Below are 24,201 nucleotides of genomic sequence, written 5' to 3'. Positions count from 1 at the left end.
AGCTAAGTGTACTATTTAAAAGCCATCTGCGTTTTCATTTGACTTTTAAATAAAGTACTTTTGCACTTCTTTTAAAGAGAATTATTTCATGAAAATAGCCATTCTCGGAACGCGTGGTGTTCCAAATCATTACGGAGGTTTTGAGCAATTTGCCGACTTTTTCTCGGTGTTCTTAGCTAAAAAAGGACATGAAGTGTATGTCTACAATTCACACAATCATCCGTTTCAAGAAAAAATGTACATAGGTGTTCATATCTTACACCAATACGATCCGGAATTTAAAGTAGGAACTGCAGGTCAGTTCATCTATGATTTAAACTGTATTTTAGACTCTAGAAAAAGAAATTTCGACATCATTTTACAACTTGGTTACACCAGTAGTTCGGTTTGGTATTTTCTTTTACCAAAAAAAGCCTTGATCATCACTAACATGGATGGCTTGGAATGGAAACGTACAAAATATTCAAAACCCGTTCAAAAAGTCTTGAAATTTGCCGAAAAATTGGCGGTAAAAAGCAGTGATTATTTGGTCTCAGATTCAATCGGGATTCAAAAGTATTTGCAAAAGAAATACCAAAAGAATTCTACCTACATCGCTTATGGAGCACATCAATTCTTAAACTCCGATGTTTCGATTTTACAGGAATATAAGGTAAAACCACAAGAGTTCAACATGATTTTGGCACGATTGGAGCCCGAAAATAATATTGAAACCATTTTAGACGGCATTGTTTTAAGCAAGACGGAAACACCCATTTTAGTCATTGGAAAACATGAAACCAAATTTGGAGTTTATTTAAAAAATAAGTTCAAAGCCACACCAACTATTCGGTTTCTAGGTGCAGTTTATAATATGAACCATTTGGACAATTTAAGGTATTATTCCAACCTGTATTTTCACGGTCATTCTGTAGGAGGAACCAATCCCTCCTTGTTGGAGGCAATGGCTTCCAGGGCATTAATTATCGCTCATGATAATGATTTTAATAAAGCCATTCTAAAGCAAAACGCACATTATTTTTCTGATGCAGAAGACGTGCAAAAATTAACATCAAAAATCAAAAAAAGTGATAACTTGCAATTTATTGAGAACAACTTCTTGGCAATTGCGCAAGAGTTCAACTGGGATTTGATAAATGGCCAATACTTACAATTATTTGAAAAATCGATTTCTGAAAATCAGTGACTTACGACGGGATAATGAAGTTTTTGTTTTTTTAATTGCATTTATATTAGTAGCAATTCCGCTCAAACATATTGTTGGAAGTATCAGCATTATACTTTTTTTAGTTGCCGTACTTGTCAATTTTAGAAGAAATAAGTTTGCTTTTACCAAAGCATTAGTACTTCCCATTGCTTTTTACAGCATAATGGTGCTGTCGCTTTTATGGACGCGCGATTTCCAACTTTCGTTAGCGGGTTTACAAAAAGAACTTGTTTTTCTGCTGATTCCGATTGCTTTTTTGTTCATGCCCAAATTGACTTTGCCGCAACGCTATAAAATCTTGGGCTTATTCAGCTACGGAATGGTTTTATACTGCATTTATTATTTGGCGAAAGCCGTATTCAGGTTTGCAGCAACGGGCATTAAAGACGTTTTTTTCTACCATGAATTGGTTACCTTAGAAGTCAATGCTATTTACATTTCGGTATTTACTTCATTCGCCTTATTTTACTTTGTCGATAAAAAAAAGAAAAATGACTACACGCGAATCATCATCGGTTTTCTCGCAATTATGATCTTCTTACTTTCGTCAAAAAGCATCATTTTAATCGATTTTATTTTAATAATCTGTTATTATTCGTTCTTCTCTGACGTTCCAAAAAGTGTGAGATTTCTTACTATGACCGCCATAAGTGGTTTTTTATTCTTTTCCCTATTTTTTGTCAAAGAAGTCAGAGAGCGCTTTCTTTTGGAGTACGAAACTGCTTTTGTAGACAATACCATCAATGAAAAAATTGGCAATGAAACCGGAAATGTATACAATGTGAGCTTGCAGCAAGCGTGGAACGATCCAGAATTTCAAGCCAACCAGTTTTTCCCCGGAACCGCTTTACGGGTGTATCAATTTCGAATTTTTACCGAAATAATGCAAGAGGAATCGGTAGTTATGACGGGTTTTGGTCTAGAAGCGACGCAAGAGCAAATTCTAAAAAAAGCCAAACAGTACAAATTATACGACGGCTATGGCGAATTCAATTTTCACAATCAATACACGCAAACTTTTGCAGAACTCGGAATTTTTGGCTTTTTACTACTTATTGCAATGATTTATACTACACTAAAAAAAGCGTATTCAAGTAGAAATTTCTTACATATAGCCTTTGGAATTACGATGATTATCTTATTTTTGACAGAATCATTTTTCTGCCGTCAAAGAGGAATAACATTTTTCATTATGTTATATTGCTTGTTCAATTCCAATTTTCAGGAAAAGTATTTAAAACAGTAGATTTCAGTGAAATGAGTATAACTTTGCCATCGACATTCGGAACAAGGTTTGACACTATAATTTCGAAATTAAAACGAATATAATTCCTCCCTGTTGCAATATCAGGACTATTAAATAATTTTTATAATCTACGTATGAAAACAATTCTTATAACAGGTGCAGCTGGCTTTTTAGGTTCTCATTTGTGCGACCGCTTTATTGCCGAAGGCTATCATGTCATTGGAATGGACAACCTGATTACGGGCAACTTGAAGAACATTGAACATTTATTTAAGCTGGAACATTTTGAGTTTTACCATCACGATATCACTAAATTTGTTACAGTTCCTGGCAAGCTGGATTATATTTTACACTTTGCTTCACCTGCAAGTCCCATTGATTACTTAAAAATTCCCATTCAAACCCTGAAAGTGGGTTCATTAGGCACACATAATTTGTTGGGATTGGCTCGGGTTAAAAATGCGCGAATCCTTATTGCTTCTACTTCAGAAGTGTATGGAGATCCACTGGTTCATCCCCAAACGGAGGAATATTACGGAAATGTAAATACCATCGGGCCACGAGGTGTTTATGATGAAGCCAAGCGTTTTCAAGAATCGATAACGATGGCTTATCACACTTTTCACGGTGTAGAAACCCGAATTTTACGGATTTTCAATACCTACGGACCAAGAATGCGTCTGAACGACGGCCGTGTTATTCCCGCTTTTATAGGTCAAGCTTTGCGTGGCGAAGATTTAACCATTTTTGGAAATGGCATGCAAACCCGTTCTTTTTGCTATGTAAGTGATCAAGTGGAAGGAATTTTCAGATTGCTGCATTCCGATTATGTATATCCTGTAAATGTGGGAAATCCTGATGAAATTACCATAAAAGATTTTGCAGAAGAAATCATAAAGCTTACCGGAACCAATCAAAAAATTGTGTACCGTCCGTTACCTGAAAATGATCCTTTGCAGCGGCAACCCGATATTACCAAGGCAAAACAAATATTAGGTTGGGAACCCACAATCGGTAGGGCTGAAGGGATGAAAATGACGTATGATTATTTTAAATCGCTTTCTACGGAAGAATTGCTCAAGGAAGAGCACAAAGATTTCTCTAAGTTCATCAATTAAATATGAAAAGCAAAACCGGTAGATATTCGGCTTATATTCGTCCGTTTTCGTACGTTTTAGACTTAGCAATTATTAATTTATTTGCATTTCTAACATTGTCGGAAAGGTTTTATTCGCTCTATTTTGCTGTGTTCATTTCAGCGTCGTGGATTATAATCTCGCTCAATATTGGGTTCTATGAAGTGTATCGTTTTACAAAAGTGGTCGCTATCGGAAATCGGATTCTGAAGCAATTTGCACTCTTTACACTTGTTTGTTTTGCCTTTTTAGGAATGTATGTCAAAGATCCTAATCCACAAGACACCATTAAATATACCGTTAGTGCCATTTTACTGATTGCCCTTTTTAAGATTTCTATTTATTATTTTTTACGAAAATACCGAACTTTATATGGCGGAAACTATAGAAAAGTAGTCATTTTAGGAAGTCCGAAAAGAGTGGCACAATTGGCCACTTTTTTTGATGAGAATCTGGATTATGGATACAAGTTGGTTAAGAACTTCTCCACCGAAACCGATAAAAAAGCAGTTATTGAAGCATGCTACAAATTTGTAAAAGAAGAAAAAGTTGATGAAATCTATGTCTCCTTGTTTGATTTGAACAATACACAAGTGAATGACCTAATTAACTTTGCCGACAATAATCTGAAAATTTTAAAGTTTTTGCCGGACAATAAAGAGTTTTTTGCACGAAATTTAAAATTGGATTATTACGGATACATTCCGGTGCTATCGTTGCGAAGTATTCCACTGGACGACGTGATCAATCAGCTGATTAAGAGAGCATTTGACATTGTCTTTTCATTGATTATCATTGTTTTTGTCTTGTCATGGTTAATTCCAATATTAGCTTACTTTATAAAAAAAGAATCTAAAGGACCAGTATTTTTTATGCAAATGCGGAACGGTTTAAATTACAAAGAATTCAATTGCTATAAGTTCCGATCCATGACACCCAACGAAGATGCTGACATTGAGCAGGTTTCTAAAAATGATCCGCGAATTACCAAAATCGGTCGCTTTATGCGAAAAACAAGTATTGACGAGTTACCTCAATTTTTCAATGTATTTCTGGGAGAAATGTCAGTTGTTGGACCAAGACCACACATGGTGAGTCATACAGAAATGTATGCGGCAAAAGTGGACAAGTTCATGGTGCGGCATTTCATCAAACCCGGTATTACCGGACTGGCTCAAACCAATGGTTTTAGAGGAGAGGTAGAAAATGATCAAGACATAATCTACCGCGTAAAATACGACATTTTTTATATGGAAAATTGGTCTTTACTGCTTGATATTAAGATTGTTTTCATGACATTATTCAACGCTATCAAGGGCGAAGCAAAAGCATATTAATGGAAGGGCTCGTTTCCATAATTACACCAACATTCAATTCTGAAGCCTTCATTATAGAAACCATTCGCTCTGTTCAAGAGCAAACGTATCAAAACTGGGAATTGATTATTGTGGACGATGCATCTACAGATGATACAGCAAAAGTAGTAAAGGTAGAAGCTTACAAGGATATTAGAATTCAGTTTCATGAATTGGAAATCAATTTAGGTGCAGGAGTTGCCAGAAATTTCGCCATCGGTAAAGCAAAAGGAAAATACATTGCATTTTTAGATGCCGATGATTTATGGAAATTTAACAAACTCGAGAAGCAAATCTATTTTCTAAATGAAAAGCAAATTCCTTTTACTTTTTCTTTTTATGATTGTATAAATGAAGGAGGTAAATTAATAGGAAAAAGCGTAGAAGCTCCATTAAAACTGACCTACAGACAACTGTTTTTCTGTAATTATGTGGGAAACTTAACAGGAATATACGATACCGAATATTTTGGGAAAATTGAAATTTCATCGGTTCGAAAAAGACAAGATTGGACCATGTGGCTCACTATTTTGAAGAAAATCAAAGTGGCTTACGTTGTTCCTGAAAGTTTAGCCTTTTACAGAGTGCATCAAAATTCTATTTCGGCTTCAAAATTGAAATTATTAAAATACAATTTCAATGTATATCGAAAGTACCATAGATTGAATCTCATCCATTCACTGATCTGTATGGTCGGCTTTTTATTTACACAATTGGTTTTAAAACCTAAATTTGTTAGAAAGGAAGCGTAAAATTAGTTTTTGTAACCGATTGTATTTCGTGGCTTTATCGTGTCTCCCTTATCCGAGAATTCATCTAAATAGGAGAAAATCAATTCGATATTTTTGCTGTTATTTTCTAACTTCTTTTGCATTTCTGCAATATCAAGTCTAATTTCTGTCGTGTTTAGAAGCATTTGCCGGACTTTTGCAAAAATACGCATAATTTGAGTGTTGGTTTGTATCGCTTTATCAATGTTTAAATACTAGATTACATTATAACGCCATGTTCAGTGAAAGCCATTGGTGCATAGCGTAGACCGATATTGTCGGAATTGGTGGTTGCAATTTGCGACCTCCAATTCGCAAATTCTTCTTTTGTCAATTGTAAAATAAAATCTTCGGGAAATCTAAAACTGTTGCGTTTTGCTTGTTCTTTTAAGCGTTTGGTTTCTATTCCATAAAGTTTGGCTAAATCACGATCAAGCATTACTTTTTGATTTCTAATAAAATAAATTTTGTTAGAAATGGTTTCTTCTGATAAAATAGAATTTCCCATAATAACGTATTTGGCGTTTAAAAGCTAATTAGCACTGCTAAGTTATAAAATATAATGTTGATTTAACATGTAATCTAAGTAAATTGAAAGGAGTAGATTTTACAGTTTTAGCACAACAAAACAGGACGATTAAATATAAAAATTTTAATTTGGAGACCATAATTTGTGCACTTCAATGATTTAATTTTACTACTGAATCAAAGACACAAACTGCTTCAACTTACCACTTTTGGACCGTTTTAAAAAGTCTTTTTTACTAAAAATCAACTTCAAATTGGGCTCTAAATAGAGGTCAATCGCTGCCTTTATCTTCTCAATTTGAGTTGTTTCAAGTGCTTTTAAACTAATGTATTCAATTTCAAATGTGTCTGCTTTAAGTTGTTTGATTACAAATTCTTTTACGTTTCCATCATCTTCAATAATACTTTTAGTTACGTAGTAAAACGTCAATCCAGGCGATTTTTTGCCACTCGGTAAAATGGCAATATCATTTGTACGACCAATAAGCTTCTTTAGAATCGGAAATTTCGCAGTACTTTTCTCGTCAAGAATTCCGGTGTCGCCAATCTCGTAGCGAATAAACGGATGGGCTTTATTGTAAAGAGAAGTGACTGCAATTTTACCTTCAATTCCGTGAGGAACAGGTTGGTTATTGTGGTCAAGAATTTCAACAAAAAGCGTCTGAGAATTGATGGCCCATTCTTGTTTGGAATTTTGCATCGCAATAACACCCAATTCAGAAGCGCCGTATTCATTGACAATGGAAATGCCAAATTGCTTTTCGAGTACTACTTTATCAGCGTCAAACAGCATTTCAGAAGTAACGATACAAACCTTCAGCGAAGGACAAATCTTTTTCAGAATTATATTTTTGCTTTCGAGGTATTTTGCAAATAAAACAATTGAACTGGTGTATCCATTAATGTAATCAAATTTTTTGTTTTCAAATTTCTTCAATATCTTTTCCAATTCTGCATCGGACAAGTCAAAGATTGAAAAACGATATCGATTGCTTAAAACATCTTTTAAACGTTCTTTCCGATTGCCGCAATACGCTTTTGGAATTCCGTAAAAACGCGCTTGAAAATCAGTGTTGAAATCGACTGCATGTTGACCAAAAACATGGATAATATGAGCCCAAGTGAGTGCATGAGCCATTCGATCTTTTGCAAAAATAAACGGCGTGCCACTTGACCCCGATGTTTTATTTACAAAAACATTTGGCTCCGAAAAACCTTTTGAAAGCCGTTGCGAAAGCGGTTGCTGTAAGTCGGCTTTGGTTAAAACAGGTAAGTCATTCCAATTTTCAATGTTTTTACCTTTGCATAAATCACTGTAGAAAGAATTATTTTTGAGGTGAAAATGAACAATTTCTGTTTTTTTATTTTCAATAAAATTTTGATAGTCAGTTTCAGGAATCTGAAGTATTGCTTCAAAAGCAGTTTGTGCCTTCTTTATTGGAAAGCCAGCCAACCGAAGCGATAATTCAAAAATTCCCATCAAGATTTAGATTTACTCAAAAATACATATTGTCTATAAGATAGTGCACGAAATGAATAAAATTTTAAAATTATTATTATATCCGTGCAAAACGAGGTATTTTTGCGCTACAACTAAATGACACACAACAATGACTATTTTATTATTAGGATCTGGAGGAAGAGAGCATGCATTGGCATGGAAAATGGCACAAAGTCCGCTTTGTGAAAAAATATTTGTTGCCCCAGGAAATGCTGGTACAGAAGCCTTTGCCACAAACGTAGCGATTTCTCCAACCGATTTTGGTGAGATTAAAAAGTTAGTATTGGCAGAGAGAATTGACATGGTTGTTGTGGGTCCAGAAGATCCTTTAGTTCTAGGAATTTATGATTTTTTCCAAGAAGATCAATTTTTGAAATCCATTCCAGTAATTGGTCCGTCAAAATTAGGAGCAAAATTAGAAGGTAGTAAAGAATTTGCAAAGGAATTTTTACTAAAACACCGAATTCCAACTGCAGCGTATCATAGTTTTACAAAAGAGACATTGGAAAAAGGCTTTCACTTTTTAGAGAGTTTAAAACCACCTTACGTTTTAAAAGCAGATGGATTAGCGGCTGGAAAAGGCGTTTTAATCTTGAGTGATTTGGACGAAGCAAAATTTGAATTGAGCAATATGTTGCTGAATGACAAATTTGGAACGGCTGGTTCAAAAGTGGTCATTGAAGAGTTTTTAGATGGAATTGAATTGAGCTGTTTTGTTTTAACAGACGGTAAAAACTACAAGGTTTTGCCTACAGCTAAAGATTATAAAAGAATAGGCGAAGGCGATACAGGTTTAAATACCGGTGGAATGGCTGCTGTTTCTCCAGTACCTTTTGCAACGCCAGAATTACTTGAAAAGATTGAAAGCCGAATCATTAAGCAAACAATTGATGGATTGAACCATGATAAAATTACCTATAAAGGCTTTGTATTCATTGGGCTTATCATCGTGGATAACGATCCATACGTGATTGAATACAACGTAAGAATGGGTGATCCTGAAACTGAAGTTGTGATTCCGAGATTGAAAACGGATTTAGTAGCGCTTTTTAAAGCGGTGGCTGATGAAACTTTAAACGAAATTGATTTGGAAATTGACGAACGTGCCGCAACAACTATCATGCTTGTTTCAGGAGGATATCCAGAAGAATATCAAAAAGGAAAAGTAATATCAGGAATAGAAACGGTTACCGATTCATTGGTGTTTCATGCGGGAACTAAATCAGAAAACGGACAAGTCTTGAGCAATGGTGGACGGGTTTTGGCCGTTACTTCCTTCGGAACAGATCATCATGAAGCCATAAAAAAATCGTATCAAAATATAAATAAATTACATTTTGACACGATGTATTTTAGAAAAGATATCGGATTTGACCTTTAAAAATAATTTGAACCTGGTTCCTTTATAATTTAAAGGAATTGGGTTTATTATTTAAAAAAGGAATGAGCCGTTGTATCTTGGTATTCTTCATTGTTTTTCTTGTGATTGCGCAATTGCAAGATCCAATACACCATTGCAGAAGCGCAAATAGCCATGAAAATCCAGTTTACTAAGTTGGCAGTGAACCAACTACTAAGCTCTAAAGATCTCAAGAAATCCCACGGAGCTAAAAGAAAATCAACGAATAAAGATGCTATTCCATTAAAAAATGCTTTCATTTTAGTCAAGTATTATATTTACATTTACAAAAGTATAAAATATCCCCATGATTACAACAATTTTTAGCAAATCAAGACCATTTAATTACGTTTTGGTAACCACGTTGCTCATTTTATGCTTCTTTTTGTATCAATTAAAAATTACAGAGTGGTTGCAGTCTGCTGAATCTATTGGTAAGAAGGCTGTATTACTGGGATTATTGGTCGCTTCTCTTTTTATTTCAAATTTTATTACCAAGAAAAATGGATTGAGTAAAGACAATACTTATCCCTTCCTGTTTTTCTTTATGTTTCTGATATTATTTCCCACTACTTTAGGAAATTCAAATCTTATAATCTCCAATTTTTTCATTCTTCTAGCATTGCGAAGATTAATATCATTGCAATCACTTGTAACGCCAAAAGAGAAAATTTTTGACGCATCCATGTGGATTTTTCTAGCCGCCTTATTTCATTTTTGGAGTATCTTATTCATCGCATTGGTATTTTTATCCATTGCTTTGCATTCGGCTCGCGATTATAGAAGTTGGGTGTTGCCTTACATCGCTTTATTTACCATATCAACTTTAGCGGCAGTATTCATTTTGATGTATGATCCTGCTCTTTGGGATTATGTGCTCAAAGGAGCTACTTTTAGTTTTGATTTTGATTATTTTACCAATAAATTTCAAAACATTGCCATCTCCATTTATGCAGCAATCACTGCATTATTTTTGTTTTCGCAAATTGTGGCTTATCCAAGTAAACCATTGGTACATCACAACTCGTACAAGAAAATAATTTTTGCGTTTTTTATCGGCTTTATCATCTACATCGTTTCTCCAGACAAAAACAATAGTGTTTTAATCTATACTTTTATGCCACTAGCTGTTATGGCAACAAGTTATTTTGAAGGAATTAAAATAAAATGGACCCAAGAAGTAACTGCGATTATCGTTGTTGGATTGAGCTTTTTATCGTTTTTTATGCAATTATAGTTTACGGCCGTACGCCAAATCACCTGCATCACCAATTCCTGGAACGATGTAATTTTTAGCATCTAATCTCTCGTCTAACGTAGCAATCCACAAATGATAATTGTCGGGCAACTGCTCTTGCAAGTATGCAATTCCTTCCGGAGCGGCAATAACTACGGCAATATGGATTTCTTTTGGAGTTTCCTTTTCTAATAATTTATTTAAAACGGCAACCATAGACTGACCGGTTGCCAACATAGGATCAATTAAAATTAGATTCTTTTTATCAATTTTAGGAACCGCCTGGTATTCCACTTTAATGTCAAAAGCAGCATCGTTATTATAATGATGGCGGTAAGCCGAAACAAAGCCGTTTTCTACGTTATCAAAGTAATTTAGAAAACCCAAATGAAGTGATAATCCGGCTCTTAAAATGGAACATAAAACCAATTCATCGTCAATTTCGGTCGTTTTTTTAATTCCAAGCGGAGTTTGAATTTCAACAGCACGGTAATTCAAATTTTTACTCATTTCATATGCCATAATTTCACCGATGCGTTCGATATTTCTTCGGAACCGCATGCTGTCATTTTGCACATTGACATTTCTAATTTGTCCAAGAAAGTGATTTAGGACGCTATTTTTTTCTGATAAGTAGTGAATTTGCATGAAAATGAGTTTGAAAGTTCAATTAAACAGGACTATTTTTAGATTGTAAATGTATAAAAAGTATATTTGTCTTTCTAAATTTTAAAATATGTTTTCTAAATTAGCCTATTCCGTTTTTGAACAAAGTATCGCCGATTACCATAAATACGACAATGTTGATCAACCGATCCTTAACCCTTTTCCTAAAGAGAAATTTGAGCATTTGCTGTATTTTAAAAACTGGATTGACACGGTTCAGTGGCATTTTGAAGACATTATTCGTGATCCAAATATTGATCCCGTTGCCGCTTTAAAATTGAAAAGAAGAATTGACGCATCCAATCAAGAACGTACCGATATGGTGGAATATATTGACAGTTATTTCTTGCAAAAATTTGCAGCTGTAAATGTCAAAGAGAATGCAAAAATCAACTCTGAAAGTCCAGCTTGGGCTTTTGACCGTTTGTCTATTTTAGCATTGAAAATTTACCACATGCAAGAAGAAGCCAATAGGGTAGAGGCTTCGCAAGAACATAGAGACAAATGTCAAGAGAAATTGAACACGCTTTTAGAACAAAGAAGTGATTTGTCAACGGCAATTGATGATTTATTGACCGATATTGAAAATGGCGATAAATTCATGAAAGTGTACAAGCAAATGAAAATGTACAATGATGATGATTTGAACCCAGTTTTGTATCAGAATAAAAAATAAATTTTGTCCACTACCATTAAACATATAGCAGTCATCCGACTTTCCGCAATGGGAGACGTCGCGATGACTGTTCCCGTTATTAGAGCTTTCGTAGCGCAACATCCTGACGTGAAAATCACAGTAGTTTCGCGTCCTTTCTTCAAACCTTTTTTTGATACGATTCCTGAAGTTCATTTCTTTCCAATTGATTTAGAAAAAAAACACAAGGGATTTATAGGTTTGTTCCGACTTTTTAGGGAATTGAAAGCACTTGGTGTAGATGCCTTAGCCGATTTGCACAATGTGTTGCGTTCAAAAATGGTGACCTTATTTTTCAAGTTAAATGGTTTCAAAACCGCTACAGTTGATAAAGGAAGACAAGGTAAAAAAGAATTGACACAAGCTGAAAATAAAATTTTTAAGCCACTGACTTCAATGGTTCAAAGGCATCAAGATGTTTTTAAAAAATTGGGCCTTTCGATAGATTTAAGCAATCCAAGTTTTCCGAAGTTTGAGAATTTGACAACTGAAAAAACTCAAAAGTGGATCGGAATTGCTCCATTTGCACAATACGATTCGAAAGTGTATCCGTTTGATTTGATGCAAGAAGTAGTGACACTTTTGGCACAAAGCCAAGAAAATAAAATCTTTTTATTTGGCGGTGGAAAAAAAGAAGTAGCGTTACTAAATATTTTGGCTGACGGAAAATCAAACGTGGAAAATTTTGCTGGAAAAGTAAAACTTCCGCAGGAAATGCAAATAATCAGCAATCTAGATGTGATGCTTTCAATGGATTCTGGAAACGCTCACATTGCTGCAATTTTAGGAACCAAGGTAATTACACTTTGGGGTGCGACCCATCCTTATGCTGGATTTATGCCTTTTAACCAACCTTTAGAACGTTGCTTAACTTCAGACAGAGAAAAATATCCGTTATTACCAACTTCGGTTTATGGAAATAAAATCGTTGAAGGCTATCAAGATGCCATGCGAACAATTACCCCCGAAATGGTGGTTGAAAAAGTGAATGAACTTCTATAACCGAAGTTTGTTAATTCGGTTCATCTCAAAAATATAATTTCTCAAATTCCGAATGGATTCTGAATAATCAGGAAGTGCATACCCAAAACGCTCGTGTTCCATTTCCAATTTTTGGATTTCCGCACAACTTTTCACCACTTCTTTCAGCATATCAAGCATGATAAGTTCTTTATTGTTGGATTTTTCAAATTTAAATTCAACCAAGTCATCTTCCAAACTTTCACAATAAGCCAAAAGTTGTTGGACTTCTGGTTCGTCCAACAACAATTTAGCATTTTTGAATATTTCGAGTTTGTTTTTCAATGTGAAAAGTATTAAGATTTAAGTATCAAGTAGTAAGACACGAAATGTATTAAGATAGAAGTATTAAGAATTAAGACTGTGGAAAAGAATTAATTTTTAATCTTCCGTTCCTATCTTTCTATCTTTCTATCTTTTTGTCTTTCTATCTTTCTATCTTTCTATCTTTTTGTCTTTTTGTCTTTTTGTCTTTTTGTCTTTTCGTCTTTCTATCTTTTAATCTTCCGTTCCTATCTTTCTATCTTTTTATCTCTCAATCTTTAAATCCATTCTAAAGACTAAACATCATCATAATCCACATATAGTTCTGCAGAAGTTGGATGAGCTTGACAGGTTAAGATTAAACCTTTAGCAATTTCGCCATCCGTAAGAATCGAATTTTTCTTCATTTCTGCGGTTCCGTGAGTCACTTTTGCAATACAGCTGCTGCAAATTCCACCTTGGCAAGAATACGGAGCGTCTAGACCTTGCTTTAAAGCCGCTTCTAAAACCGTTTGCTTCTGAGACATTTCAAAAGTGGTTTCCTCATCGTCTACTAAAACCGTGATTTTTGTATGTCCTTCAAGCGATTGATCAATTTTATTTTCAGTTGCCGATGAAGTAAACAATTCAAACTTGATGTTTTTCTCCGAAACATTATGCTCTTTCAAAACATCACTTACAATAGTAATCATTTCTTCAGGACCACAAAGGTAGAATTTGTCAAAATCAATGTCTTTGTATTTGTTATTCAACACAAAATTCACCGTAGATTTTTCAATTCGGCCAAAAAGAGCATTATCAGATTTAGACTGGCTGTACACATAATGAACAAAAAAGCGGCCTGTATATTTCAATTGTAAGTCATGCAAAATCTGGTGAAAAATGGTTTCTTCAGGCGATTTATTTCCGTAAACCAATACAAATGTACTTTTAGGTTCGTTGCTTAAAACGGTTTGCAAAATAGACAAAACAGGCGTGATTCCGCTTCCAGCCACAAAGGCGGAGTAGTTTTTTTGGCGGTCCAAATTGGGTTCAAAAGTGAAAGTTCCTTCTGGAGTTCCAACTTCGATTAAATCTCCTGCTTTTAATTTGGAATTTGCCAATTGCGAAAAAGCACCGTTTTTAACTGCTTTTACCGCCACTCGTAATTCACCAGAATCGGGTGAGGAACAAATGGAATATGCACGACGAATTTCAGTACCGTCCAAAGTAATTTTTAGCGTTACATATTGTCCAGCTACGAATTTATAGTTGGGTTTTAATTCGTTAGGAACGTTGAATGCAATAGATACCGACGTGGGAGTTTCCCGACGTACTTCTTGCACATTTAATTTATAGAATGATGACATTAATTTTTTTTGGTAAAGATACTAAATGCTTTAGTTTTCTAAAAATGATAATTATCAGAATTTTTATACATAAGTTTCTAATGTATAAGAATTTTATGTATGTTTGTAAAAGCAAATGAAATTAATTTGATTTCAAAAACAACCAATATGAAAAATTCACAACTATATAAAGGAAGTCTCAACACCATAATCATGAAGCTTCTCGAGGAAAAAGGCAGAATGTACGGCTATGAAATTACGCAAAAAGTCAAGGAAATTACCCAAGGCGAATTGAACATCACCGAAGGAGCATTATATCCCGCTTTGCATAAACTGGAAGCCGAAGGTTTACTGGATGTTGAGATGGAAAAAGTAGATAATCGTTTGAGGAAATACTACAAACTGACTGAAAAAGGTACGACAGAAACCGTAAACAGATTGGCAGAGTTAGAAGATTTTATTAAAAATATGCAATCTATTGTGAATCCTAAATTGAGTTATTGATATGGAATTAGATAAAGAACAAGTAGAATTAATCAATTCATTTTTAGTGAAAAACGAAGTAGTTTTTGACGATATGCGATTTGAAATTATCGATCATATTGCAAGTGATGTGGAAGAAAACTATAGCGAAATTCCCTTTCATGATGCCATTAAAATTGTTTTGAAAAAGTGGGAAACTCAAATTCAACTTTCCGATAGTTTATGGGTGAGTTCAAGAGCTCGTTTTCCGAAAATTATTTTAGGTAAATTGAAGCAGCTGTTTATCCCGCAACTGATCACGTTTGCTGTAATTATGATCGTTGGAGGCATTGTAGATCATAATTTTTCAGAAGTTATTGATTTTTACAGTCAGAACACCAATGCTTTTAGAATTGTTTACGGAATTTGGTTTTTCATTGCCACAGCATTTGGGTTGATTCTATTTTTTTCAAAAGGATTTACAACCTATAAATATGTATTTAAACGTGCTTTTTATTTTGTTTTTTTATGGACCGTTGTCTTTTTTTTAACCTCAAGACCTACTGTTTTATCATTAACTTTTCTGATTGCAAATCTAATAAGCTCTGTTTTTCTATATCAAAATTATAAAGCACATTTCAAATTTATTAAATCAATTTAATATGAAACTTACCAAAGAAAACATTGAAGTTATTAATGCAACATTAATAAAAAACGGAGTTCATTACATCGATATTCGAATTGAGATCATCGATCATTTTGCGTCTGAACTTGAAAAAATGGATGGAGATTTTGAAACAAATTTTCCATTATTACTGGATAACTCAAAAGACTTTTTGAAACAAATGCAGTTGAGTTTCCAGAAATTAGAATTAAGTAATGGTTTCCGAAATTTATTTAGAAATATATTTTCCAAACGGTTTTTGATTGCTTATTTCTTTTTTGTTTTATTCATCGTTTTAGTCGTAAACAACGTTGGAAGTGATCAGTTTTTATATAATTTAGAATTAATTCCGATTCTTCTTCCTGGTCCGATTACATTAATTTTGCTGTATACGACTTTTGCTTCAAAATCAAAATCTCGCGACTTAATTGGCTTGCTTTCAGCTACAAATTTAATTTTATTCAGCTATATTTTTGTTTTTCTTCCATTTATAAGAAGTGGAAGCCTTTGGACGTGGGTTCCTGTTTTTAGCTTTTTTATGGTATTGTCATTTTTCTATTATATTTTTTATTTTGAGAGTAAAAAAGAATATAAATCAAAGTATGAATCGTTATGGAATTAGTGAAAATAAGTAGCGAAGAAGTAGACCAATTCACGGACCAACATTTTGTGAATAGCATTATTTCAGTGTTTGTTGATGCTTTCTAGTAAATTGATTTTACTACATCGTTCTAGTCTTATTCCCAAAAAAGCCGAACAATACTTTATAGAAACCTAAACTAAATATCAATTTTTAAAATAGTTTGTAACAAAAGTCGTTTTTCGGTTACCAATGGAGTAACCATAAAACCAAAACTATGTTTAAAAAATTTTTAATGCTCGAATGGAAAGCATTTTTCCGATCAGCTTCCTTTGCCAAAAATTTAGCACTGAAAATCCTGATGGGTTTTGGAGTTATTTATTTTGCTGTAATGTTCGTGGGATTGGGTGTTTTGGCCTACTATGGTCTTAAAGATAGTTTCCCGGATCCATTGGTCATTATTAATAAATACTTGATTTATTATTTTGTTTTTGACTTGGTTTTCAGATTGGCGTTGCAAAAAATGCCGGTTATGAACATTCGACCTTTACTGACTTTGCCCATTAAATCAGCTACAATAGTTAATTTCTCACTTGGAAAAACTTATTTGTCGTTTTTTAATACACTCCATGCATTTATATTTCTTCCGTTTGCCATTGTTTTAATACTAAATGGATACGATGTGGTAAGCGTCATTTTATGGCTGTTTTCTATTGTATTTTTACTTTATATCAATAATTTTCTAAATATTTTATTGAATAATAAGGACAAGCTTTTTATCCTTTTTCTTGCAATTACGGCACTTTTTGGAGCTTCGCAATATTATGAAATTTTTGACGTCACGCTTTACACAGGGCCATTTTACCAATCCTTTTTTGATATAAAATGGATGATTGCAGTACCATTAATTGTACTTGTAATTTTGTATTTCGTTACCTTCAATTACTTCAAAAGCAATTTATACCTTGATGCAGGATTGGCTTCAAAACATGATATTGCTAAAACAGAAAACTATGCTTGGTTAAACCAATACGGGGTAATGGGAACGTTTCTAAAAAATGACATTAAATTAATCAAGAGAAACAAGCGTTCTAAAACAACTGTTTTTATGAGTGTGATGTTTTTATTTTACGGTCTTTTGTTCTATGGAACTGGAATTGAAGCGTATAATAGTCCTGCAATGCACATGTTTGCTGGAGTCTTTGTTTCAGGAGGTTTCTTGATTACTTTTGGTCAATTTGTTCCTAGTTGGGACAGTTCGTATTACGGATTAATGATGACGCAAAACATTTCTTACCGTGATTATTTAAATTCCAAATGGTGGCTTATGGTTATTGGAACGGCGGTTACTGCAGTAGTCGCATCATTCTATTTGTACTTTGGAATTCATATTTACATGATGATTCTTGCAGGAGCTATTTATAACATTGGTGTAAATTCTCTTTTAGTACTTTTAGGTGGAGCTTACACGAAAACACCAATTGATTTGACATCAACAAAAGGGGCTTTTGGTGATAAAAAAGCGTTCAATATAAAAACAATGTTGATTTCGATTCCGCAATTAGGAGGACCGATGGCATTTTATGCACTTGGACATTATTTGATAAGTCCAAATGCAGGATTACTATTCGTAGCACTTGCCGGAATTCTAGGATTGGCATTCAAAAACAAAGCATTCGATTTGATTGTCAAAATTTACAAAAACGAAAAATACGCAGCTCTAGATTCGTATAAACAAAAAAGCGCATAACCAAAAATAAACCAAACCATGATAAAAGTTAACAATCTTTCAAAAACATATAACGGAACAACCGTACTTAAAATTAATGATTTAGAAATTCCTAAAGGCGAAAGTTTTGGATTAGTAGGAAATAATGGTGCTGGAAAAACTACCTTCTTCAGTTTGCTGTTAGATTTAATTCAGCCGAGTTCGGGCGAAATTATAAACAATGGCGTTCAAGTCAACACCAGTGAAGATTGGAAGCCTTTTACTGCTTCTTTTATTGATGAAAGTTTCCTGATTGGCTATTTGACTCCTGAAGAATATTTCTATTTCATCGGGGATTTAAGAGGTCAAAATAAAGCAGATATTGATGTATTGTTACTAAAGCATACCGAATTTTTCAACGGCGAAATTTTGAACAATAAAAAATATTTGCGCGATTTATCCAAAGGAAACCAGAAGAAAGTAGGAATTATTGCCACTTTAATTGGAAATCCTCAAGTGGTAATTTTAGATGAACCGTTTGCTAATTTGGACCCGACCACGCAATTCCGTCTAAAAAAAATCATTAAAGACTTAGCAGACGATCCCAATGTTACGGTTTTGGTTTCAAGTCACGATTTGCAACATACAGTGGAAGTTTCAAATAGAATTGTTGCCATGCACAAGGGAGAAGTGGTAAAAGACATTAAAACTTCTGCAGAAACTTTACGTGAACTGGAAGAATTTTTTGCGGTTTAAATTTCAATTTTTTGTACTGCGAATTGTACTAGTTTAGCAAGAAAATTGATGGTCAGCTTTTTTATTGGTACAATTGTATCAAACTGAAATCTATAACGTTTTTTTGATTTAAATACCATTGCCCACGGTTTCATCCGTGGGTTTTTTCAATTATAAACGATCTAATTTTAGCCAATTTTTAGTTTTTTAATTTGAATTCAGAAGTTACTTTTCTCAAAAAACAGCTTCTATCTTTACGACATAACAAAAAGAAACGTATTTTTACCCGTTGATATACTAAAATGAACTTTTAAAAGTTAAGAATAAAAACGTTTTACATTGAAAAACAAACTAATTAAATCACTTTTTCTCTTCGGAATCTTCGGAATTTTGATCGCTTGTTCTACCCAAAAGGACCGGTTTTTAAATCGGAAATTCCAAGCTTTGAACACTCAGTACAATGTTTTGTATAACGGAGATTTGGCCTTGGATAAGGGAATTGAAGATTTAAAATCGCAATACAACGATGATTTTTGGCAATTGCTTCCGGTAGAACGGATGGTGGTTTCTAAAGACAATAACTTGCCTGGTGAAAATACAAAAAATGCAAATTTTGAACGCGCCGAAGAAAAAGCTACAAAAGCAATCCAAAGGCGCTCGATGAATATTGACGGCAGAGAAGTAAATTCGCAAATGGATGAAGCCCACCTTTTGCTCGGAAAAGCACGTTATTATGACTTACGTTTTGTTCCAGCACTAGAAGCTTTCAATTACGTTTTGTACAAATATCCTGAAAGTGATAAGATTTACGAAGTTAAAATTTGGCGTGAAAAAACCAATATGCGTATGGAAAATGACGCTATTGCTGTAGTCAATCTTCGAAAGTTGCTGCGCGAAATCAAATTTAAAGATCAAATTTTTGCGGATGCCAATGCTACTTTAGCACAAGCATTTTTAAATTTGGAGGAAAAAGACAGCGCTTTAGTTAAGCTTAAAGTGGCAACGGAGTTTACTAAATTAGATGAGGAAAAAGCGCGTTATCAATTTATTACAGGTCAGTTATTGAATGGAATGGGTCAGAAAGACAGTGCATTTGCTTCCTTTCAATCGGTCATTGACATGAAAAGAAAATCGCCAAGACGCTACGTTATTCAAGCACATTTGCAACAAGCGAGCGCTTTTGATTATAAAAAAGGAGACACCATTGCGTTTTTAGAAAAATTCAACGACTTGCTTGAAGATCGCGAAAACCGACCATTCTTAGATTATCTAAACCATCAAATGGCACTTTTTTATGACAAGCAAGACAATCATAAAGAAGCATCCAAATTTTACAATAAGTCGCTTAAAGCGCAAGGACAAGACCAATATTTAGTAGCCTCGAATTACAGAAATTTAGCAACGCTGAACTTTGACGATGCCAAATATCCGACGGCTGGAAAATACTATGACAGTACACTCACCGTCTTAGATGCACGAACGCGTGAACATAAATCCATCAAGAAAAAACGTGAAAATCTAGAGGATGTTATTAAATACGAAGCAATTGCACAAGCCAACGACAGTATTTTAAACTTAGTGCAAATGTCAAAGGCGGGTCAAACTGCTTATTTTGAAAAATACATTACGGATTTAAAAGCCAGTGACAAGAAAGCTGCTGAAGTGCTAAAAAGACAACAAGAAATTGCGGAAATTAAATCCAATTCAGCACTTTTATCGGAAGACAATCCGGGTGCTGCAATGAAAAACACCAACGGACCTCCACGTGAAATTGGGCCTAAAAGCAATGAAAGTTTTTATTTCTATAATCCATCCACTGTTGCTTTCGGGAAAAATGAATTTCGAAAAAAGTGGGGCAAAAGGAATTTAAACGACAACTGGCGTTGGTCTCAAAATGCGCAATCCAACGATACTAAGAATTTAAAAGAGGAGAAGACCGAACTTTTAGCTGCCGACAAGGAGAAGTTAGTGGACGGTGAACAGGTGGAAAATCCGGCATATACTACGGCTTTTTATATTGAACAATTGCCTACTGAAAAAGCAGCTATCGACTTGTTAATTAAGGACCGGAATTTTGCATATTATCAATTGGGTGTTATTTATAAGGAGAAATTTAAAGAATATGAGTTAGCGGCTGCTAAGCTTGAAAAACTTTTGGAAAACAACCCGGAGGAGCGGTTGATTTTGCCGTCCATGTATAATTTGTTTAAAATTTATGAAATCATTAATCCAGCAAAAGCGTTGGCGATGAAGCAACAAATTGTATCCAAATATCCGGATTCGCGTTATGCGCAAATTATAGCGAATGACGGTTTAAATGCCGAACAATTGAGTCAGACGCCAGAAGCAAAATATGAATCGTTGTATAAAAAGTATGAGATCAATACTGATGTCGCTTTACTTAATGAAGTAGAAGAAGCAATTGATTTGTATACTGGAGATGAAATTGTATCTAAATTTGAATTGCTTAAAGCAACGATTGTTGGAAAATTAAAAGGTGTTGAAGAGTTTAAAACGGCACTTAATTTTGTGGCTTTAAATTACCCAAACAGTCAAGAAGGCAAAACTGCCGAAACGCTGTTGGCTAAAAATATTCCATATTTACAAAAATTAAAATTGAATAGTGAGAAAGCTACGTCGTGGAAATTAGTCTATAAAGTCGCTGATACGCTTAGCACCCAAAACAAATCTTTGATAGACAAAATTAAAAAATTTACGTCAGAAAGAACGGTCGAAAAACTTTCTTATTCCATAGACAACTATTATATGGATGAGATTTTACTGATCATGCACGGAATTCCAACTGAAGAAAAAGCAAAAGACATTGCAACTATTTTGAGAGATTATAAAGATTTTCAAATTAAGCAACCGGTAATTATTGTTTCCTCTGAAAACTATAAAGTAATACAAATTCAGAAAACGTTGGACGTCTATGTAAAAAGTCAAGAGGTAGTGAAAACCGAAATTAAAACCGAGCAGAAGCAAGAAGGTACAACCACGGCTAAATTGGAAGGGAAAACGGAAGGTCAACCAGATGCTAAAACTCAAGTACAAAATGAGACTAAGGCAGAATTAAAGCCAGCTAGCAAAAAAGAAAGCACTCCAGAAGGAAGTTCCGAAAAATTTGGACCTCCGGGATCTATTGAAGAGGTTAGTGAACCAGCTAAAAAACCATAAAATGAGCGATAAAAAAGCCAAAGCTTATACCGAACTTTTAGGAAAAACCAATCGGATTGTAGAAGGAACCGTAATCAACGGGGATATTATTTCGGAAGCAGATTTCAGATTGGACGGCCAGTTAAAAGGAAATTTTACCACATCTGGAAAAATTGTCATCGGACCAACGGGAAGTATTAAAGGAGACGTAATTTGCAAAAATGCAGATATTGAGGGCAACTTTGATGGCATATTGAAGGTGGAAGAAATCCTAAATGTAAAATCAAAAGCCTCTATTAGTGGCGAAGTAACGTGCGGAAAATTGTCGGTACAACCAGGTGCTGATTTTAGTGCTTCATGCGTCATGCAACCTACATCTAAAAAACAAGATTAAATGGAAAATAAACCGCCAGAAAAAAGCACGCCTAGTAAATGGGTGGTGTTTTTGAACATTCCTGTTCAAATGGGAATCATCATTTTTGCGTTTACATATTTAGGAATTTGGTTGGATGAAAAGTATACAGACTCGTCCATTTTTACCATTGTATTATCATTATTATCCGTCTTTATTGCATTGTTTAACGTAATCAGACAAGTAAAAAACATAAATAAAGAATGACAGCACCCTTTTTACAGTTTATAAAACTTTTTCTTCCCTTTGCATTAGTACTTTTTGGACTTCAGTATTTTATCACTTTACAAGTGTTTTCTGAAACTCCTTTCTTTTATTCAACGTGGAGTATTTATCTTTTCCATACCGTTATTACAATTTTAGCATACCTACTATTGCTTTTCATTCATAAAAATTTTCCTGAATATGCAGGCTATACTTTTATGGGGATGGGTGTGATTAAAATGATGGCGTGCGTGATCTTTTTAATACCGATGATCCAATCCGACGTTGTAAGTCGAGTTCCAGATGTTGCCGCATTCTTCATCCCTTACTTTATGTTCCTGTTATTTGAAACTATTTTTGCAGTAAGATTGATAAATAAGTGATAAAGAGGGAATTCATTAAAGAATTGTTCATGGAAAGTTTATTTCGCAAAAAATAATTGATATATTTTCAATTGTAAATTAAATATGTACCTTTGCAAAAATTTTGAATAGTAATATTAGATACACATTTTAATAATGGTAATGTCAAAAAAATCACTTCAATTCCTATTAGCCGCTTTCGTAGCTTGCCTTCCACTTGTTGGAATTGCAAATACTACGGCAGATAGTACAGTTGTTGCTACGGAAGTTGTTGCAGATCAACACGCTGATTCAGCTCATGAAACAGAAGAATTTAACGCGACTCAATTGATCAATTCGCACATTGGAGATTCACATGAATTTCATGTTGCAGATTGGGACGGACATCCTATTAGTTTTTATCTTCCAGTAATTTTATGGACGAATAGTGGTTTGGAGATTTTCTCTTCAGAAAATTTTCACCATGATAATACAGGACATCATGTTGCTGAAATTAACGGACAACAATTTGTTCGTAACAACGAAGTAATTTTTTACAAAGATAAATACGATGCTTTAACAGTAGAAGAGCAAGGAAAAGGTGCTTTCAACTTTGACGCAAGACCTTTGAACTTTTCTATTACAAAGAATGTTTTTTCAATGTTTTTGTCGGCAATCATTATGTTGTTATTGTTTTTGGCAGTTGCTAGATCATATAAGAAAAATTCAAAAGCGCCTAAAGGGATTGCTGGATTTTTAGAGCCGTTAATTACATTTGTAAGAGATGACATTGCTAGACCAAACATTGGTGAGAAAAAATACGCGAAATTTATGCCGTATTTATTAACCATATTTTTCTTCATCTGGATCAATAACTTGATTGGATTAGTTCCTTTCTTTCCATTTAGTTCCAACTTAACAGGAAATATCTACTTTACATTTGTAATGGCATTCATTACATTTATAGTAACAACTTTAAGTGGTAACAAAGACTATTGGGGTCACATCTTTAATACGCCAGGAGTTCCTGTTTGGTTAGCGCCAATTATGATTCCTGTTGAAATTATCGGAATGTTGACTAAGCCTTTCGCATTGATGATTCGTTTATTTGCTAACATTACAGCAGGTCACATCATCATCTTGAGTTTATTTTCATTAATTTTTATTTTCCAAACCGTAGCGGTATCTCCAATTTCAGGAGCATTCGTATTGTTCATGATGGTATTGGAAATGTTAGTTGCAGCGTTACAAGCGTATATTTTTACGTTGTTGTCTGCATTGTTTATTGGTCAGGCTGTAGCAGAGCATGATCATCATTAATACGTATTTTATTTTTTTATTAACTATATAAATTTTTTGTTATGGTATTAGCTGGAATCGGAGCTGGATTAGCTGTAATTGGTGCAGGACTAGGTATTGGTAAAATTGGTGGTTCAGCAATGGACGCTATTGCACGTCAGCCAGAAGCTGCGGGAAAAATCCAAACTGCTATGATTATTGCTGCTGCACTTATTGAAGGTGTTGCGCTTTTCGCAGTAGTTGTTGCGTTAATTACAGTAGCGTAATTAAAATTTAAACTTCCTGTAGC

27 protein-coding genes are annotated in these 24,201 nt (G+C 34.2%); 20 read left to right on the top strand and 7 right to left on the bottom strand.

Going from position 1 to position 24,201, the window contains the following annotated elements; all coding sequences use genetic code 11:
• The first annotated feature begins 88 nt into the window (after positions 1-88).
• From H602_RS0106290 to H602_RS0106270, 5 genes are all read left to right on the top strand, one after another.
• Positions 89-1,186 (top strand): DUF1972 domain-containing protein, encoded by a 1,098-nt coding sequence (locus H602_RS0106290; protein ID WP_026977248.1) that lies wholly within the window; start codon positions 89-91, stop codon positions 1,184-1,186.
• Positions 1,137-2,453 carry an O-antigen ligase family protein gene (locus H602_RS0106285; protein ID WP_026977247.1) on the top strand — a complete coding sequence of 439 codons (1,317 nt, stop codon included), beginning with the start codon at positions 1,137-1,139 and terminating at the stop codon, positions 2,451-2,453. The genes H602_RS0106290 and H602_RS0106285 overlap by 50 nt, the downstream gene beginning before the upstream one ends.
• Before the next feature lie 134 nt (positions 2,454-2,587).
• A complete protein-coding gene (locus tag H602_RS0106280) occupies positions 2,588-3,571 on the top strand; it encodes a UDP-glucuronic acid decarboxylase family protein (RefSeq protein WP_026977246.1) in 984 nt (327 codons plus the stop codon).
• A 2-nt stretch (positions 3,572-3,573) separates the two neighbouring features.
• Positions 3,574-4,926, top strand: coding sequence for an exopolysaccharide biosynthesis polyprenyl glycosylphosphotransferase (locus H602_RS0106275; protein WP_026977245.1), 1,353 nt, complete (start codon positions 3,574-3,576; stop codon positions 4,924-4,926).
• A complete protein-coding gene (locus tag H602_RS0106270; protein ID WP_026977244.1) occupies positions 4,926-5,696 on the top strand; it encodes a glycosyltransferase family 2 protein in 771 nt (256 codons plus the stop codon). Before H602_RS0106275 ends, H602_RS0106270 begins: the two co-directional genes overlap by 1 nt.
• 2 nt (positions 5,697-5,698) lie before the next feature.
• Here the strand turns inward: H602_RS0106270 and H602_RS20330 are convergent, their stop codons facing one another.
• From H602_RS20330 to H602_RS0106260, 3 genes are all read right to left on the bottom strand, one after another.
• Complete coding sequence (locus tag H602_RS20330; RefSeq protein ID WP_245574928.1) at positions 5,699-5,860, bottom strand: hypothetical protein; 162 nt, start codon at positions 5,858-5,860, stop codon at positions 5,699-5,701.
• 74 nt (positions 5,861-5,934) lie between these two features.
• On the bottom strand, positions 5,935-6,222 hold the full coding sequence (locus H602_RS20325) for an ORF6N domain-containing protein (RefSeq protein WP_245574927.1): 288 nt from the start codon (positions 6,220-6,222) through the stop codon (positions 5,935-5,937).
• 189 nt (positions 6,223-6,411) lie between these two features.
• On the bottom strand, positions 6,412-7,725 hold the full coding sequence (locus tag H602_RS0106260) for a phenylacetate--CoA ligase family protein (protein WP_026977243.1): 1,314 nt from the start codon (positions 7,723-7,725) through the stop codon (positions 6,412-6,414).
• A gap of 127 nt (positions 7,726-7,852) precedes the next feature.
• Between H602_RS0106260 and purD the strand changes: the two genes are divergently transcribed.
• Positions 7,853-9,124, top strand: a complete 1,272-nt coding sequence (gene purD, locus H602_RS0106255; protein ID WP_026977242.1) for a phosphoribosylamine--glycine ligase — start codon at positions 7,853-7,855, stop codon at positions 9,122-9,124.
• Positions 9,125-9,171: 47 nt separating this feature from the next.
• Here the strand turns inward: purD and H602_RS0106250 are convergent, their stop codons facing one another.
• Complete coding sequence (locus H602_RS0106250; protein ID WP_026977241.1) at positions 9,172-9,402, bottom strand: DUF6341 family protein; 231 nt, start codon at positions 9,400-9,402, stop codon at positions 9,172-9,174.
• 47 nt (positions 9,403-9,449) lie between these two features.
• On the opposite strand from H602_RS0106250, the gene H602_RS0106245 reads away from it, so the two are divergent.
• Positions 9,450-10,379 carry a hypothetical protein gene (locus H602_RS0106245; RefSeq protein WP_026977240.1) on the top strand — a complete coding sequence of 310 codons (930 nt, stop codon included), beginning with the start codon at positions 9,450-9,452 and terminating at the stop codon, positions 10,377-10,379.
• Here the strand turns inward: H602_RS0106245 and upp are convergent.
• Positions 10,374-11,027, bottom strand: coding sequence for a uracil phosphoribosyltransferase (upp, locus tag H602_RS0106240; protein ID WP_026977239.1), 654 nt, complete (start codon positions 11,025-11,027; stop codon positions 10,374-10,376). The genes H602_RS0106245 and upp overlap by 6 nt on opposite strands.
• An 88-nt stretch (positions 11,028-11,115) precedes the next feature.
• Between upp and H602_RS0106235 the strand changes: the two genes are divergently transcribed.
• Positions 11,116-11,721: a DUF4254 domain-containing protein gene (locus tag H602_RS0106235; RefSeq protein WP_026977238.1), complete on the top strand. Its 606-nt coding sequence runs from the start codon at positions 11,116-11,118 to the stop codon at positions 11,719-11,721.
• Positions 11,722-11,769: 48 nt separating this feature from the next.
• Complete coding sequence (locus H602_RS0106230; RefSeq protein ID WP_051224226.1) at positions 11,770-12,741, top strand: glycosyltransferase family 9 protein; 972 nt, start codon at positions 11,770-11,772, stop codon at positions 12,739-12,741.
• On the opposite strand, the gene H602_RS0106225 is transcribed toward H602_RS0106230, so the two are convergent.
• Together H602_RS0106225 and H602_RS0106220 are read right to left on the bottom strand one after the other, a co-directional pair.
• Positions 12,736-13,044 carry a hypothetical protein gene (locus H602_RS0106225; protein ID WP_026977236.1) on the bottom strand — a complete coding sequence of 103 codons (309 nt, stop codon included), beginning with the start codon at positions 13,042-13,044 and terminating at the stop codon, positions 12,736-12,738. The two genes, H602_RS0106230 and H602_RS0106225, sit on opposite strands and share 6 nt — an antisense overlap.
• A 275-nt stretch (positions 13,045-13,319) precedes the next feature.
• Positions 13,320-14,372: a ferredoxin--NADP reductase gene (locus H602_RS0106220; RefSeq protein ID WP_026977235.1), complete on the bottom strand. Its 1,053-nt coding sequence runs from the start codon at positions 14,370-14,372 to the stop codon at positions 13,320-13,322.
• A 147-nt stretch (positions 14,373-14,519) separates the two neighbouring features.
• On the opposite strand from H602_RS0106220, the gene H602_RS0106215 reads away from it, so the two are divergent.
• The 11 genes from H602_RS0106215 (at position 14,520) to atpE (ending at position 24,178) form a co-directional block, all read left to right on the top strand.
• The gene (locus H602_RS0106215; protein ID WP_026977234.1) at positions 14,520-14,855 is read left to right on the top strand and encodes a PadR family transcriptional regulator; all 336 of its coding nucleotides are present in this window, start codon (positions 14,520-14,522) and stop codon (positions 14,853-14,855) included.
• A 1-nt stretch (position 14,856) separates the two neighbouring features.
• Positions 14,857-15,474 (top strand): hypothetical protein, encoded by a 618-nt coding sequence (locus tag H602_RS0106210; protein WP_026977233.1) that lies wholly within the window; start codon positions 14,857-14,859, stop codon positions 15,472-15,474.
• A gap of 1 nt (position 15,475) precedes the next feature.
• The gene (locus H602_RS0106205; protein WP_026977232.1) at positions 15,476-16,099 is read left to right on the top strand and encodes a hypothetical protein; all 624 of its coding nucleotides are present in this window, start codon (positions 15,476-15,478) and stop codon (positions 16,097-16,099) included.
• 235 nt (positions 16,100-16,334) lie between these two features.
• Positions 16,335-17,807: a DUF5687 family protein gene (locus H602_RS0106200; protein WP_026977231.1), complete on the top strand. Its 1,473-nt coding sequence runs from the start codon at positions 16,335-16,337 to the stop codon at positions 17,805-17,807.
• A gap of 18 nt (positions 17,808-17,825) precedes the next feature.
• Positions 17,826-18,521, top strand: a complete 696-nt coding sequence (locus H602_RS0106195; protein ID WP_026977230.1) for an ABC transporter ATP-binding protein — start codon at positions 17,826-17,828, stop codon at positions 18,519-18,521.
• A gap of 318 nt (positions 18,522-18,839) precedes the next feature.
• Positions 18,840-21,677 carry a type IX secretion system periplasmic lipoprotein PorW/SprE gene (gene porW, locus H602_RS18270; protein WP_157504938.1) on the top strand — a complete coding sequence of 946 codons (2,838 nt, stop codon included), beginning with the start codon at positions 18,840-18,842 and terminating at the stop codon, positions 21,675-21,677.
• A gap of 1 nt (position 21,678) precedes the next feature.
• Positions 21,679-22,050 (top strand): bactofilin family protein, encoded by a 372-nt coding sequence (locus H602_RS0106180; RefSeq protein WP_026977229.1) that lies wholly within the window; start codon positions 21,679-21,681, stop codon positions 22,048-22,050.
• Positions 22,051-22,275, top strand: coding sequence for an AtpZ/AtpI family protein (locus H602_RS0106175; RefSeq protein WP_026977228.1), 225 nt, complete (start codon positions 22,051-22,053; stop codon positions 22,273-22,275). It begins immediately after the preceding gene.
• Positions 22,272-22,655: a hypothetical protein gene (locus H602_RS0106170; RefSeq protein WP_026977227.1), complete on the top strand. Its 384-nt coding sequence runs from the start codon at positions 22,272-22,274 to the stop codon at positions 22,653-22,655. The genes H602_RS0106175 and H602_RS0106170 overlap by 4 nt, the downstream gene beginning before the upstream one ends.
• A gap of 135 nt (positions 22,656-22,790) precedes the next feature.
• Entirely contained in the window at positions 22,791-23,933 is a 1,143-nt protein-coding gene (atpB, locus tag H602_RS0106165) for a F0F1 ATP synthase subunit A (protein ID WP_211224046.1), read from the top strand.
• Positions 23,934-23,974: 41 nt separating this feature from the next.
• Positions 23,975-24,178 (top strand): ATP synthase F0 subunit C, encoded by a 204-nt coding sequence (atpE, locus tag H602_RS0106160; RefSeq protein WP_026977225.1) that lies wholly within the window; start codon positions 23,975-23,977, stop codon positions 24,176-24,178.
• Positions 24,179-24,201: the final 23 nt, after the last annotated feature.

Source organism: Flavobacterium tegetincola DSM 22377 (genome assembly GCF_000425485.1).
GTDB classification, from domain to species: Bacteria; Bacteroidota; Bacteroidia; order Flavobacteriales; family Flavobacteriaceae; genus Flavobacterium; species Flavobacterium tegetincola.
This window is presented reverse-complemented; position numbering and strand designations above follow the sequence as displayed.

What these genes read in the sequence shown, in the direction of transcription:
- H602_RS0106290 (WP_026977248.1), top strand. Translation starts at nt 89, where the DNA reads ATGAAAATAGCCATTCTCGGAACGCGTGGTGTTCCAAATCATTACGGA.
- H602_RS0106285 (WP_026977247.1), top strand. Translation starts at nt 1,137, where the DNA reads ATGGCCAATACTTACAATTATTTGAAAAATCGATTTCTGAAAATCAGT.
- H602_RS0106280 (WP_026977246.1), top strand. Translation starts at nt 2,588, where the DNA reads ATGAAAACAATTCTTATAACAGGTGCAGCTGGCTTTTTAGGTTCTCAT.
- H602_RS0106275 (WP_026977245.1), top strand. Translation starts at nt 3,574, where the DNA reads ATGAAAAGCAAAACCGGTAGATATTCGGCTTATATTCGTCCGTTTTCG.
- H602_RS0106270 (WP_026977244.1), top strand. Translation starts at nt 4,926, where the DNA reads ATGGAAGGGCTCGTTTCCATAATTACACCAACATTCAATTCTGAAGCC.
- H602_RS20330 (WP_245574928.1), bottom strand. Translation starts at nt 5,860, where the DNA reads ATGCTTCTAAACACGACAGAAATTAGACTTGATATTGCAGAAATGCAA.
- H602_RS20325 (WP_245574927.1), bottom strand. Translation starts at nt 6,222, where the DNA reads ATGGGAAATTCTATTTTATCAGAAGAAACCATTTCTAACAAAATTTAT.
- purD (WP_026977242.1), top strand. Translation starts at nt 7,853, where the DNA reads ATGACTATTTTATTATTAGGATCTGGAGGAAGAGAGCATGCATTGGCA.
- H602_RS0106250 (WP_026977241.1), bottom strand. Translation starts at nt 9,402, where the DNA reads ATGAAAGCATTTTTTAATGGAATAGCATCTTTATTCGTTGATTTTCTT.
- H602_RS0106245 (WP_026977240.1), top strand. Translation starts at nt 9,450, where the DNA reads ATGATTACAACAATTTTTAGCAAATCAAGACCATTTAATTACGTTTTG.
- upp (WP_026977239.1), bottom strand. Translation starts at nt 11,027, where the DNA reads ATGCAAATTCACTACTTATCAGAAAAAAATAGCGTCCTAAATCACTTT.
- H602_RS0106235 (WP_026977238.1), top strand. Translation starts at nt 11,116, where the DNA reads ATGTTTTCTAAATTAGCCTATTCCGTTTTTGAACAAAGTATCGCCGAT.
- H602_RS0106230 (WP_051224226.1), top strand. Translation starts at nt 11,770, where the DNA reads ATGGGAGACGTCGCGATGACTGTTCCCGTTATTAGAGCTTTCGTAGCG.
- H602_RS0106220 (WP_026977235.1), bottom strand. Translation starts at nt 14,372, where the DNA reads ATGTCATCATTCTATAAATTAAATGTGCAAGAAGTACGTCGGGAAACT.
- H602_RS0106215 (WP_026977234.1), top strand. Translation starts at nt 14,520, where the DNA reads ATGAAAAATTCACAACTATATAAAGGAAGTCTCAACACCATAATCATG.
- H602_RS0106210 (WP_026977233.1), top strand. Translation starts at nt 14,857, where the DNA reads ATGGAATTAGATAAAGAACAAGTAGAATTAATCAATTCATTTTTAGTG.
- H602_RS0106205 (WP_026977232.1), top strand. Translation starts at nt 15,476, where the DNA reads ATGAAACTTACCAAAGAAAACATTGAAGTTATTAATGCAACATTAATA.
- H602_RS0106200 (WP_026977231.1), top strand. Translation starts at nt 16,335, where the DNA reads ATGTTTAAAAAATTTTTAATGCTCGAATGGAAAGCATTTTTCCGATCA.
- H602_RS0106195 (WP_026977230.1), top strand. Translation starts at nt 17,826, where the DNA reads ATGATAAAAGTTAACAATCTTTCAAAAACATATAACGGAACAACCGTA.
- H602_RS0106180 (WP_026977229.1), top strand. Translation starts at nt 21,679, where the DNA reads ATGAGCGATAAAAAAGCCAAAGCTTATACCGAACTTTTAGGAAAAACC.
- H602_RS0106175 (WP_026977228.1), top strand. Translation starts at nt 22,051, where the DNA reads ATGGAAAATAAACCGCCAGAAAAAAGCACGCCTAGTAAATGGGTGGTG.
- H602_RS0106170 (WP_026977227.1), top strand. Translation starts at nt 22,272, where the DNA reads ATGACAGCACCCTTTTTACAGTTTATAAAACTTTTTCTTCCCTTTGCA.
- atpB (WP_211224046.1), top strand. Translation starts at nt 22,791, where the DNA reads ATGGTAATGTCAAAAAAATCACTTCAATTCCTATTAGCCGCTTTCGTA.
- atpE (WP_026977225.1), top strand. Translation starts at nt 23,975, where the DNA reads ATGGTATTAGCTGGAATCGGAGCTGGATTAGCTGTAATTGGTGCAGGA.